The sequence below is a fragment of the Citrobacter sp. FP75 genome (genome assembly GCF_018342065.1).
Classification (GTDB): domain Bacteria; phylum Pseudomonadota; class Gammaproteobacteria; order Enterobacterales; family Enterobacteriaceae; genus Citrobacter.
Map to the genome: position 1 here is coordinate 412,441 of NZ_JAFDOE010000001.1, position 12,927 is coordinate 425,367.

Genomic DNA, 12,927 nt, shown 5'->3' on the forward strand with positions numbered 1-12,927 from the left:
AGAGAATTATGTCTGAGTTTATCCGTAAAGAATCAATTGCCCATTATGCCTTCCGCCCTGGAGAAAGGGCTGGCATTGCGCTGAAAATTCGAGAAGCGATGCCGGTAATTTTAAATGCTATCGACCGTAACAGCATTTATTTTGGTCAGCGTTTTCCTGACGCTGCCTGTAAAAATGGTGTGTATCCAATAATCGATAATCAGGAATGGACGACCAGTTTTTGGACCGGACAACTGTGGCTGGCCTGGGAATGGACGGGAAAGTCGGCGTACCGTGTGCTTGCGGAACAGCACGTTCATTCGTTTGGCGAGCGCATCGCCACGCGTGATTGCACAAATCATCATGACCTGGGTTTTTTGTACAGCCTTTCTTGTATTGCCGCCAATAAACTGACCGGCGACCGAAAGGCGAAGTATATCGCGCAGCAGGCGGCGGAAGTGCTAATGGAGCGTTATCACGATAAATGCGGCATTATTCAGGCATGGGGTGAACTGGATAATCCCGAGCAGCAGGGCAGGATGATCATCGACTGCAATATGAATCTGCCGCTGTTGTATCAGGCAAGCGAATCAACCGGCGATCCGCGCTATGCCGAGGCGGCAAAGACGCATATTGAGCAGGCCAGGCGCTATATTGTGCGTGAAGATGGCTCGACGTTTCACACATATTACATGGATGTTGGCAGTGGTGAACCTCGATTCGGCAATACTCATCAGGGGTTTTCCGACGATTCCTGCTGGTCACGTGGACAGGCTTGGGGCGTGTACGGCTTCCTGCTGAACTACCTCTATACCGGTGATGAAAAACTGCTGGAACTGAGCCAGACGCTGGCGAACTATTTTATTAATCGTCTGCCGGAGGATCTAATTTGCTACTGGGATCTGACGCTGACCGATCCTAATAGTGAAAAGGATAGCTCTGCCAGCGCGATCCTCGCCTGCGCGTTGCTGGAGTTGGTGAAACAATTGCCAGTGACGCATCCAGACCGTGAAAGCTACGAAACTCTGGCATTGCGAATGATTGAGCGGATGCTTGATAACTATCTCAATACTACGCATAAAGCAGGTGAAGGATTATTAAAGCACTCTGTTTATTATTTTAAAGGCAATGTCGGTGTGGATGAATGTTGTGCCTGGGGGGATTATTTCCTGATGGAAGCACTCGCTCGGGCAACATCCTGCTGGAATAGTTACTGGTAATATCCCGCTCCCCCAGTTAGATGAATATGCTATTGATTTAGCAGGGGGAGGTTTTATCTTTGTACGGCGAGGAAAATATAATGAAAAGCACTAATATTAATACAGCCATATTAATGGCCGCACTGATCATGCCTACAGCTAGCGTTTTGGCTGCGGAAAATAATACGGCAACAGCTCCTCAGATAAAATCAACACCCTTTACGACAGTTTATTTTGCGCCACGTACGCAGTACCGTACAGCCAGTAAAGGCTTTCTGCAGAGATTAATGTTGACTGGCGTGGTGCAGGATCATGACTCTATTTTTAGCAAAATGTACTGGAGTTTTGAAACCGATGCCGACCTTGGTAAAAATATGGATCAGTGGAAAAGCAGCTACCAGGAAGCCGAGTTTAATAAGCCTTTTGCGCTGGGTAAGAGTGACTTCTGGCTTGAGCCTGGCGTGGTGTTTCACTGGGAATCTGCCGGTTCACGCGTCGATCCTTATATTGGTATTGGCTATCATTTTGACCCAACGCTGGGGGCCGTATTACGCTACCGTTATAATCACCAAAATCATGACAGCGAAACATTGCAGGGTGACTGGGATGACTCCTCGGAACATCGCGTTGATATTTATTTAACCAAATATTTTACACCAAATTTCTGGGTGCAATATAACCCTACGTATTACAGTAAAACGCATGGCGATAAATTTGAGTATGCTAATGGTAAGAATCATACGCTACAGAATAACGTTGTTTTTAACTTCCATATTACACCACGATTTTATCCATTTTTTGAATTAGGCTATCTGGATAAATACAAGGATGGTGATGATACTAAAAATGAATATCAAATCAGGGTTGGGTTTAAATATAATTTAAACTAATCCCGGTTTACGATGGGAATTGTTTTTGCGCGTGCGCCGAAATAAACCGCGCAACCGCCGGACCCGTCAATAAAATACTGAATAGCCGCAGGGTTTGCATCGCCATGATCAGCGCCATATCGGCGTGACTTCCTGCGGCAATCACCGCAACAGAATCTACCCCTCCAGGACTGGTTGCCAGGTAGGCAGTGAGAAAATCGATCTGCATATAATGCGCCAGTCCCCATGCCATGGCGGCGCAGATAGCCATCAGTGAAAAAATCGACAGCAGGATCTGCGGCAACGGACGCAGCGCTATTAAAAATATCTGTTTGTCAAAACCCAGACCGATTTGCCATCCGATGGCCATATACGCTATCGCCAGCAGCCATTCCGGCAGTTCAATCACCATCACACCGCCCGCGTTCAGCAATGCGCCTGCCACCATCGGCAGCAGCATCACGCCCGAGGGAATGCGCAGTAATCGCCCGGCAGTCCCAGCAACGGCAGCCAGTAAAATGGTGCTGAACAGGTGACTGCTCAGTGGCGGAAACCAGACGATTTGTTCGCTGACCGTTTGGGCCTGGTCGCCCATTACCAGCCGGGTCACCAGCGCCGCCGCGCCGACCACCAACAGTACGCGCAGATACTGCATAAACGCCACCAGACGAATGTCGGCACCATAATCCTGCGCCATCGCAACCATTGCCGCGGCACCGCCAGGTGATGAGCCCCATGCGCCGGTATTTCCCGGTAGATTACTGTAGCGAACCAGCAGCCAGCCTATCACTGCGCTGCTGATGAGAGTCGCCAACAGGATGACGATGACCATCGGCCAGTGTGCTGCCAGCGTAGTAAAAATGGAGCCCGTGAGGTTTTGCGCAATCATGCAACCGAGAATGGCCTGTGCGGCAAGAAACGTACAGCGGGGAGGATGCAGCGAGATGCCGCGCAAACTGAAAATAATGCCGACGATCATTGACCCGAGCAGTAAGGGGCCTGGGAGATGGACAAACAGCAAGAGCAGGGAAAGCAGGAGCGATAGCAGAAATAACAGGCTCCACTGCAAAACGGGCATCCCATGCTCCTGAGTGAAATGAGGGAAATCTCAGTAAATCATAGAGAAAGCGCGACGAGAATAAAATAATATGGATCAAGAAAAACGGGCCGGATACGAGCATTAACGCCTTATCCGGCCAGGAAGAGTAATGGCTTTAGGCCGGACAGGCGCTGGCACTATCCGGCAGACAGTTATTAACGCTTAATATCAGACTTATAATCGCGTTTGTCGTAGCCGGTGTACAGCTGACGCGGACGCGCGATTTTCATGCCGTCGGTGTGCATTTCGTTCCAGTGTGCAATCCAGCCAACGGTACGCGCCATGGCGAAGATGACGGTAAACATGGAAGACGGAATGCCCATCGCTTTCAGAATGATGCCGGAATAGAAGTCGACGTTCGGGTACAGTTTCTTCTCAATGAAGTACGGGTCGTTCAACGCGATGTGCTCAAGCTCCATCGCCACTTCCAGCAGATCATCTTTAGAACCCAGTTCTTTCAGCACTTCGTGGCAGGTTTCACGCATCACGGTGGCGCGCGGGTCATAGTTTTTGTAAACACGGTGACCAAAGCCCATCAGGCGGAAAGAATCATTCTTGTCTTTCGCGCGGCGAACAAATTCCGGAATATGTTTAACCGAGCTGATTTCTTCCAGCATTTTCAGCGCAGCTTCGTTTGCGCCGCCATGTGCTGGTCCCCACAGGGAAGCGATACCGGCCGCGATACAGGCAAACGGGTTTGCGCCAGAAGAGCCCGCGGTACGTACGGTCGAGGTTGAGGCGTTCTGTTCGTGGTCGGCGTGCAGGATCAGGATCCTGTCCATTGCGCGTTCCAGGATCGGATTCACTTCATACTTTTCGCACGGCGTAGAGAACATCATGTTCAGGAAGTTACCGGCATAAGAAAGATCGTTACGCGGGTAAACAAACGGCTGACCGATGGAATATTTGTAGCACATCGCAGCCATGGTCGGCATTTTGGACAGCAGACGGAAGGCGGCGATTTCGCGGTGACGTGAGTTATTGACATCCAGCGAGTCGTGATAGAACGCTGCCAGCGCACCGGTGACACCGCACATCACGGCCATCGGGTGGGAGTCGCGGCGGAAACCGTGAAACAGACGTGTGATCTGCTCGTGGATCATTGTATGGCGAGTGACTGTGGTTTTAAACTCGTCGTACTCTTTCTGCGTGGGTTTTTCGCCGTACAGCAGGATATAACACACTTCAAGATAGTTGGATTCGGTTGCCAACTGGTCAATCGGGAAGCCGCGATGTAGCAAAATACCTTCGTCACCGTCGATGAACGTAATTTTGGATTCGCAGGATGCGGTAGAGGTGAAACCTGGGTCAAAAGTAAACATGCCTTTTGAGCCAAGGCTACGAATATCAATAACGTCCTGACCGAGCGTACCTTTCAGCACATCCAGTTCAATAGCAGTATCACCGTTTAGAGTGAGCTTTGCTTTAGTATCAGCCATTTACGGTCTCCTTAGCGCCTTATTGCTTAAGACTACTCAGGTGAGATCTGCTTCAACTCATCAATTAACCGTTACCAGTTTGTTATTCGGCTCGTCGCTCTGCGAAAGAGGAGAAAACCAGGGTACAGAGCAATGGGCGCTTGCAGGTAAATCAGTTAACTCATGGTGAATTAGCAACAAATCAACAACTTAGCAATCCGAATTATTAAACCTGTCTACACTAATAACTGTACTGAATTTATTGGTCAACCTTTTCACACTGTTACATAACTTACTCATCGGTGAAAGAGTGACCCCATAACTTTTACGCATTATATGCTTTTTCTGGTGTCGTTTGTAACAAGTTTGTTTAATGATTGTCAAATCAGATGATTAAAAATTAAAATAATGTTGTTATCGTGACCTATGTCACTGTTCGGGATAAAACCCGACAAACTATATGTAGGTTAATTGTAATGATTTTGTGAACGTCCTATACTGCCGCCAGGTCTCCGGAATACCCTGCAATCCCGAGCCAACCAGCGTTGTAACGTGTCGTTTTAGCAACTGGAAGCAGTGTTTTATATGACGCGTAGTTATAGTAAGGACGCTGTCTGACCCGCACGCAGACCGGAGGAAGGAAACCCCGTCGTCTTTCAGGCAACAGGAGTCTTCATCTTCTGTACCCGAAGTCCAAAGGGAATAATAAGAACAGCATGTGGGCGTTATTCATGATAAGAAATGTGAAAAAACAAAGACCTGTCAATCTGGATCTGCAAACGATTCGGTTCCCAATCACGGCGATAGCGTCCATTCTCCATCGCGTATCTGGAGTGATCACCTTCGTGGCGGTCGGGATACTGTTGTGGTTATTGGGTACCAGCCTTTCCTCCCCTGAAGGTTTCCTCGCGGCATCTTCCATTATGAATAACTTCTTTGTGGAGTTCATTCTGTGGGGAATTCTGGTCGCGCTGGCCTATCACGCCGTCATGGGCATTCGCCATCTGTTGATGGATTTTGGCTACATCGAAGAAACCCTCGAAGCAGGGACGCGTTCTGCCAAAATTTCTTTTGTTATCATTGTCGTGCTTTCACTTCTCGCAGGAGTCCTCGTATGGTAAGCAACGCCTCCGCATTAGGACGCAACGGCGTACATGACTTCATTCTGGTCCGTGCTACCGCTATCGTTCTGACGTTATACATCATCTATATGGTCGGCTTCTTCGCCACCAGTGGCGATCTGACCTGGGAAATCTGGACCGGTTTCTTCTCATCGGCATTCACCAAAGTCTTCACCCTGCTGGCACTGTTTTCTATCTTGATTCATGCCTGGATTGGCATGTGGCAGGTGTTGACCGACTACGTTAAACCACTGGCCGTGCGCCTGATTCTGCAACTGGCTATCGTCGTTGCACTGGTGGTTTACGTCATTTATGGATTCGTTGTGGTGTGGGGTGTGTAATGAAACTGCCAGTCAGAGAATTTGATGCTGTTGTGATTGGTGCCGGCGGTGCAGGTATGCGCGCGGCGCTGCAAATTTCCCAGAGCGGCCAGACCTGTGCGCTGCTCTCCAAAGTGTTCCCAACCCGTTCCCATACCGTCTCCGCGCAGGGTGGCATCACCGTCGCGCTCGGTAATACCCATGAAGATAACTGGGAATGGCACATGTACGACACCGTTAAAGGGTCGGACTACATTGGTGACCAGGACGCGATTGAATATATGTGTAAAACTGGCCCGGAAGCGATTCTGGAGCTGGACCACATGGGCCTGCCATTCTCGCGTCTCGACGATGGCACCATCTACCAACGTCCGTTTGGCGGCCAGTCGAAAAACTTCGGCGGCGAGCAGGCGGCACGTACCGCAGCGGCGGCTGACCGTACCGGTCATGCGCTGTTGCACACCTTGTATCAGCAGAACCTGAAAAACCACACCACCATTTTCTCTGAGTGGTACGCGCTGGATCTGGTGAAAAACGCCGATGGCGCAGTAGTCGGTTGTACCGCACTGTGTATCGAAACCGGTGAAGTAGTTTACTTCAAAGCCCGCGCTACCGTGCTGGCGACCGGCGGTGCAGGCCGTATTTATCAGTCCACTACCAACGCACATATCAACACCGGCGACGGCGTAGGTATGGCTATCCGCGCTGGCGTGCCGGTGCAGGATATGGAGATGTGGCAGTTCCACCCGACCGGTATTGCCGGTGCAGGGGTTCTGGTTACAGAAGGCTGCCGTGGTGAAGGCGGTTACCTGCTGAACAAACACGGCGAGCGCTTTATGGAGCGTTATGCCCCGAATGCGAAAGACCTGGCGGGTCGTGATGTGGTGGCGCGTTCCATCATGATCGAAATCCGAGAAGGTCGCGGCTGTGACGGTCCATGGGGCCCACACGCCAAGCTGAAGCTCGACCATCTGGGTAAAGAGGTTCTCGAATCTCGCCTGCCGGGCATCCTTGAGCTGTCCCGTACCTTCGCCCACGTTGATCCGGTGAAAGAGCCGATCCCGGTTATCCCAACCTGCCACTACATGATGGGCGGTGTGCCGACCAAAGTGAGCGGCCAGGCACTGACCGTGAACGAGCAGGGCGAAGACGTGGTTATTCCAGGGCTGTTTGCGGTGGGCGAAATCGCCTGCGTATCGGTTCACGGTGCCAACCGTCTGGGCGGCAACTCGCTGCTGGACCTGGTGGTGTTTGGTCGTGCGGTGGGTCTGCATCTGCAGGAGTCTATCGCGGAGCAAGGCGACCTGAAGGATGCGACTGAAGAAGAAATCGATGCTTCTCTGGCGCGTCTTAACCGCTGGAACGGTAACCGCGACGGCGAAGATCCGGTCGTCATCCGTAAAGCGCTGCAGGAATGTATGCAGCATAACTTCTCGGTGTTCCGCGAAGGTGACGCGATGGCGAAGGGGCTGGAAGAGCTGAAGGCGATTCGTGAGCGTCTGAAAAACGCCCGTCTGGATGATACCTCCAGCGAGTTCAACACCCAGCGCGTTGAGTGCCTGGAGCTGGATAACCTGATGGAAACAGCATACGCCACGGCGGTGTCTGCGAACTTCCGTACCGAAAGCCGTGGCGCGCATAGCCGCTTCGACTTCCCGGAACGCGATGATGAAAACTGGCTGTGCCATTCCCTGTACCTGCCAGAATCGGAATCCATGACGCGACGTCAGGTCAACATGGAACCGAAACTGCGCCCGGCATTCCCGCCGAAGATTCGTACTTATTAATGCGGAGACAGGACAATGAAACTCGAGTTTTCAGTTTATCGTTATAACCCGGACGTAGACGATGCTCCGCATATGCAGGATTACACCCTGGAAGCGGAAGAAGGTCGCGACATGATGCTGCTGGATGCACTGATGCAGCTGAAAGAAAAAGATCCATCGTTGTCGTTCCGTCGTTCTTGCCGTGAAGGGGTCTGCGGCTCAGACGGTTTGAACATGAACGGCAAAAATGGTCTGGCCTGTATTACGCCTATTTCTGCGCTGAATCAGCCGGGCAAGAAAATTGTCATCCGCCCGCTTCCTGGTTTACCGGTGGTGCGTGATTTGGTGGTAGACATGGGGCAATTCTACGCACAGTATGAGAAGATTAAGCCTTACTTGTTGAATAATGGGAAAAATCCACCGGCTCGTGAACATTTACAAATGCCGGAGCAGCGTGAGAAGCTCGATGGGCTGTATGAATGTATTTTATGTGCATGCTGCTCAACGTCCTGCCCGTCATTCTGGTGGAATCCGGACAAGTTTATTGGCCCGGCAGGTCTGCTGGCCGCGTATCGCTTCCTAATTGACAGCCGCGATACCGAAACCGACAGCCGCCTGGATGGGTTAAGTGACGCTTTCAGCGTATTCCGCTGTCACAGCATCATGAACTGCGTCAGCGTATGTCCTAAGGGGCTAAACCCGACGCGCGCCATCGGCCATATTAAGTCGATGCTGCTCAAACGTAGTGCGTAAGTAGTTGTTGCCGGGGAAGCGATTCCCCGGCAGTGCAGGCAACCTCTAAAAACTGCCCTCTGACCGTTAGACAGTTTTTAAAGGTTCCTTCGCGGGCCAAATGAAAAGAGCTCGCAAGTGAACCCCGGCACGCACATTGGTGTGCGTGGTAGTATCCACGGCGAAAATACTCGTCATATTTCACGTTGCATGTGCGTTGGCTGCACTTGCTCACCCCGGTCACTTACTGGATGTAAGCTCCCGGGGATTTGCAAGCTTGCCGCCTTCCTGAAACGTGAACTATTTAGAGTATTAAGTAAGCAAAAAGATGCTTAAGGGATCACGATGCAGAACAGCGCTTTGAAAGCCTGGTTGGACTCTTCTTACCTCTCTGGTTCGAACCAGAGTTGGATAGAACAGCTCTATGAAGACTTCTTAACCGACCCTGACTCGGTAGATGCTAACTGGCGTTCGACGTTCCAGCAGTTACCTGGTACCGGAGTCAAACCGGATCAACTCCACTCGAAAACACGTGATTATTTCCGTCGACAGGCGTTGGTTACCCCGCGTTACTCTTCTTCTATTTCCGACCCTGATGCCAATGTGAAGCAGGTTAAAGTCCTGCAGCTCATTAACGCCTATCGTTTCCGCGGTCATCAGCATGCGAATCTCGATCCGCTGGGGCTGTGGCAGCAAGAAAACGTGGCCGATCTGGACCCGTCTTTCCACGATCTGACCGAGGCCGATCTCCAGGAAAGCTTTAACGTCGGTTCTTTTGCCGGTGGCAAAGACACGATGAAGCTGGGTGAGTTACTGGAAGCACTGAAACAAACCTACTGCGGTCCGATTGGCGCTGAGTACATGCACATTACCAGCACCGAAGAGAAACGCTGGCTGCAGCAGCGTATCGAGTCTGGTCGTGCGGCGTTCAGCGGCGAAGAGAAAAAACGCTTCCTCAACGAACTGACCGCAGCGGAAGGTCTGGAACGCTACCTGGGCGCGAAGTTCCCGGGGGCGAAACGCTTCTCGCTGGAAGGCGGTGATGCGTTAATTCCGATGCTCAAAGAGATGATTCGCCATGCCGGTAACAGCGGTACGCGCGAAGTGGTTCTGGGCATGGCGCACCGTGGTCGTCTGAACGTGCTGGTGAACGTGCTGGGTAAACGCCCACAGGAACTGTTTGACGAATTCGCGGGCAAACATAAAGAACACCTCGGTACTGGTGACGTGAAGTACCACATGGGCTTCTCATCGGATATCGAAACCGAAGGCGGTCTGGTTCACCTGGCGCTGGCGTTTAACCCGTCGCATCTGGAAATCGTTAGCCCGGTGGTTATTGGTTCCGTGCGCGCGCGTCTGGACAGACTGGACGAACCGAGCAGCAATAAAGTTCTGCCGATCACCATTCACGGTGACGCGGCGGTGACCGGGCAGGGCGTGGTTCAGGAAACCCTGAACATGTCGAAAGCGCGGGGTTACGAAGTGGGCGGTACCGTTCGCATCGTTATCAACAACCAGGTCGGTTTCACCACCTCTAACCCGCTGGATGCGCGTTCCACACCGTACTGCACCGACATCGGTAAGATGGTGATGGCGCCGATTTTCCACGTTAACGCGGATGACCCGGAAGCGGTCGCTTTCGTGACCCGTCTGGCGCTGGATTTCCGTAATACCTTTAAACGCGATGTGTTCATCGATCTGGTGTGCTACCGCCGCCACGGCCACAACGAAGCCGACGAGCCGAGCGCAACCCAGCCGTTGATGTATCAGAAAATCAAAAAGCACCCGACGCCGCGCAAAATCTACGCTGACAAACTGGAAGCCGATAAAGTCGTCACGCTGGAAGACGCGACCGAAATGGTCAACCTGTATCGCGACGCGTTAGATGCGGGTGAATGCGTGGTGAAAGAGTGGCGTCCAATGAATATGCACTCTTTTACCTGGTCACCGTACCTCAACCACGAGTGGGACGAAAACTACCCAAGCAAGGTTGAAATGAAGCGTTTGCAGGAGCTGGCAAAACGCATCAGTACCGTACCTGAAGCGGTTGAAATGCAGTCGCGCGTCGCCAAGATTTACGGTGACCGTCAGGCAATGGCCGCAGGCGAGAAGTTGTTCGACTGGGGTGGTGCAGAGAATCTGGCTTACGCCACGCTGGTAGACGAAGGTATTCCGGTGCGTTTATCCGGTGAAGACTCCGGTCGCGGAACCTTCTTCCACCGCCACGCGGTGATTCATAACCAGGCGAACGGTTCAACCTACACGCCGCTGCAGCATATCCATAATGGTCAGGGCGCGTTCCGCGTGTGGGACTCCGTTCTGTCTGAAGAAGCGGTGCTGGCATTTGAATACGGTTATGCCACGGCTGAACCGCGCACGCTAACCATCTGGGAAGCGCAGTTTGGCGATTTCGCCAACGGTGCGCAGGTGGTTATCGACCAGTTCATCTCCTCTGGCGAGCAGAAATGGGGCCGCATGTGTGGTCTGGTGATGCTGCTGCCACACGGCTATGAAGGTCAGGGGCCGGAGCACTCCTCCGCGCGTCTGGAACGTTACCTGCAACTTTGCGCTGAGCAGAACATGCAGGTTTGTGTTCCGTCTACCCCGGCACAGGTTTACCACATGCTGCGTCGTCAGGCGCTGCGCGGTATGCGCCGTCCGCTGGTGGTGATGTCACCGAAGTCACTGCTGCGTCATCCGCTGGCGGTGTCTACGCTGGACGAACTGGCTAATGGTGCGTTCCTGCCAGCCATTGGTGAAGTGGATGACCTGGATCCGAAAGGCGTGAAGCGCGTTGTGATGTGTTCTGGTAAGGTTTATTACGACCTGCTGGAGCAGCGCCGCAAGAATGGTCAGAAAGATGTTGCCATTGTGCGCATCGAACAGCTTTATCCGTTCCCGCACAAAGCGATGCAGGACGTGTTGAAACAGTACGCTCACGTACATGATTTTGTCTGGTGCCAGGAAGAACCGCTCAACCAGGGCGCATGGTATTGCAGCCAGCATCATTTCCGTGAAGTGATTCCATTTGGGTCTGCTCTGCGTTACGCAGGTCGCCCGGCCTCTGCCTCGCCGGCAGTAGGATATATGTCCGTTCACCAGAAGCAGCAGCAAGATCTGGTTAATGACGCGCTGAACGTCGATTAAATAAAGGATAAATAATGAGTAGCGTAGATATTCTTGTTCCCGACCTGCCTGAATCCGTCGCGGATGCAACGGTTGCAACCTGGCACAAAAAACCGGGCGATGCAGTACGTCGTGATGAAGTACTGGTAGAAATCGAAACTGACAAAGTGGTACTGGAAGTACCGGCATCAGCGGACGGCATTCTTGATGCGGTTCTGGAAGATGAAGGGACAACCGTCACTTCTCGCCAGATCCTGGGTCGCCTGCGTGAAGGCAACAGCGCCGGTAAAGAGACCAGCGCCAAGTCTGAAGAAAAAGATTCTACTCCGGCACAGCGCCAGCAGGCGTCTCTGACTGAGCAGAACAACGATGCCCTGAGCCCGGCTATTCGTCGCCTGCTGGGTGAGCATAACCTCGAAGCCAGCGCCATTAACGGTACCGGCGTCGGCGGGCGTATCACCCGCGAAGATGTTGAAAAACATCTGGCGAAAGCGCCGGCAGCAAAAGCTGAGGCCAAAGCGCCGGTAGCTGCACCTGCAGCTCAGCCTGCGCTGGGTGCACGTGGTGAGAAACGTGTTCCGATGACCCGTCTGCGTAAGCGCGTGGCTGAACGTCTGCTGGAAGCGAAAAACTCTACCGCGATGCTGACGACCTTCAACGAAGTCAACATGAAGCCGATTATGGATCTGCGTAAGCAGTACGGTGATGCGTTTGAAAAACGTCACGGCATCCGTCTGGGTTTTATGTCTTTCTACGTGAAAGCGGTGGTTGAAGCGCTGAAACGCTACCCGGAAGTCAACGCCTCTATCGATGGCGACGACGTGGTGTACCACAACTACTTTGATGTCAGCATGGCAGTCTCTACGCCGCGCGGCCTGGTGACCCCGGTTCTGCGTGATGTCGATCTGCTGGGTATGGCTGACATTGAGAAGAGCATTAAAGAACTGGCAGTTAAAGGTCGCGACGGCAAGTTGACGGTAGAAGACCTGACGGGCGGTAACTTCACCATCACCAACGGTGGTGTGTTCGGTTCCCTGATGTCTACGCCGATCATCAACCCGCCGCAGAGCGCCATCCTGGGTATGCATGCCATTAAAGACAGACCGATGGCGGTAGACGGTAAGGTTGAAATCCTGCCGATGATGTATCTGGCGCTGTCTTATGACCACCGTCTGATCGATGGTCGTGAGTCAGTAGGCTTCCTGGTGACCATTAAAGAGTTGCTGGAAGATCCAACGCGTCTGCTGTTGGACGTGTAAATATAAAGAGTATCACCTGCCCCGTAGGTCTGTAGGCCT

The 12,927-nt window shown here is 52.4% G+C and carries 11 protein-coding genes; 8 read left to right on the forward strand and 3 right to left on the reverse strand.

Translation table 11 applies throughout. The features are described 5' to 3' along the window. Positions 1–8: 8 nt before the first annotated feature. Positions 9–1,199: a glycoside hydrolase family 88 protein gene (locus tag JQ822_RS01915; RefSeq protein WP_213132051.1), complete on the forward strand. Its 1,191-nt coding sequence runs from the start codon at positions 9–11 to the stop codon at positions 1,197–1,199. 80 nt (positions 1,200–1,279) lie between these two features. After that, positions 1,280–2,068, forward strand: a complete 789-nt coding sequence (locus tag JQ822_RS01920) for an oligogalacturonate-specific porin KdgM family protein (RefSeq protein WP_213132052.1) — start codon at positions 1,280–1,282, stop codon at positions 2,066–2,068. 7 nt (positions 2,069–2,075) lie between these two features. On the opposite strand, the gene JQ822_RS01925 is transcribed toward JQ822_RS01920, so the two are convergent. The 3 genes from JQ822_RS01925 to JQ822_RS24580 all read right to left on the reverse strand — a co-directional run bounded on the left by JQ822_RS01925 (position 2,076) and on the right by JQ822_RS24580 (position 4,897). Continuing rightward, positions 2,076–3,125, reverse strand: a complete 1,050-nt coding sequence (locus JQ822_RS01925; RefSeq protein ID WP_213132053.1) for an AbrB family transcriptional regulator — start codon at positions 3,123–3,125, stop codon at positions 2,076–2,078. A 176-nt stretch (positions 3,126–3,301) separates the two neighbouring features. After that, complete coding sequence (locus tag JQ822_RS01930; protein ID WP_213132054.1) at positions 3,302–4,585, reverse strand: citrate synthase; 1,284 nt, start codon at positions 4,583–4,585, stop codon at positions 3,302–3,304. A gap of 189 nt (positions 4,586–4,774) precedes the next feature. Continuing rightward, positions 4,775–4,897 (reverse strand): hypothetical protein, encoded by a 123-nt coding sequence (locus tag JQ822_RS24580; RefSeq protein WP_442879133.1) that lies wholly within the window; start codon positions 4,895–4,897, stop codon positions 4,775–4,777. A 383-nt stretch (positions 4,898–5,280) separates the two neighbouring features. Here JQ822_RS24580 and sdhC point away from each other — a divergent pair, with 383 nt between their 5' ends. The 6 genes from sdhC to odhB all read left to right on the forward strand — a co-directional run bounded on the left by sdhC (position 5,281) and on the right by odhB (position 12,888). After that, entirely contained in the window at positions 5,281–5,685 is a 405-nt protein-coding gene (gene sdhC, locus JQ822_RS01935; protein ID WP_213132055.1) for a succinate dehydrogenase cytochrome b556 subunit, read from the forward strand. Beyond that, on the forward strand, positions 5,679–6,026 hold the full coding sequence (gene sdhD / locus JQ822_RS01940; RefSeq protein WP_198904906.1) for a succinate dehydrogenase membrane anchor subunit: 348 nt from the start codon (positions 5,679–5,681) through the stop codon (positions 6,024–6,026). Before sdhC ends, sdhD begins: the two co-directional genes overlap by 7 nt. Next, the gene (gene sdhA, locus JQ822_RS01945) at positions 6,026–7,792 is read left to right on the forward strand and encodes a succinate dehydrogenase flavoprotein subunit (RefSeq protein WP_213132056.1); all 1,767 of its coding nucleotides are present in this window, start codon (positions 6,026–6,028) and stop codon (positions 7,790–7,792) included. Before sdhD ends, sdhA begins: the two co-directional genes overlap by 1 nt. Before the next feature lie 15 nt (positions 7,793–7,807). Next, positions 7,808–8,524, forward strand: a complete 717-nt coding sequence (sdhB, locus tag JQ822_RS01950) for a succinate dehydrogenase iron-sulfur subunit SdhB (protein ID WP_135322635.1) — start codon at positions 7,808–7,810, stop codon at positions 8,522–8,524. A 324-nt stretch (positions 8,525–8,848) separates the two neighbouring features. Further along, the gene (sucA, locus tag JQ822_RS01955) at positions 8,849–11,650 is read left to right on the forward strand and encodes a 2-oxoglutarate dehydrogenase E1 component (RefSeq protein ID WP_213132057.1); all 2,802 of its coding nucleotides are present in this window, start codon (positions 8,849–8,851) and stop codon (positions 11,648–11,650) included. A gap of 14 nt (positions 11,651–11,664) precedes the next feature. Then, on the forward strand, positions 11,665–12,888 hold the full coding sequence (odhB, locus tag JQ822_RS01960) for a 2-oxoglutarate dehydrogenase complex dihydrolipoyllysine-residue succinyltransferase (protein ID WP_213132058.1): 1,224 nt from the start codon (positions 11,665–11,667) through the stop codon (positions 12,886–12,888). Positions 12,889–12,927 lie beyond the last annotated feature (39 nt).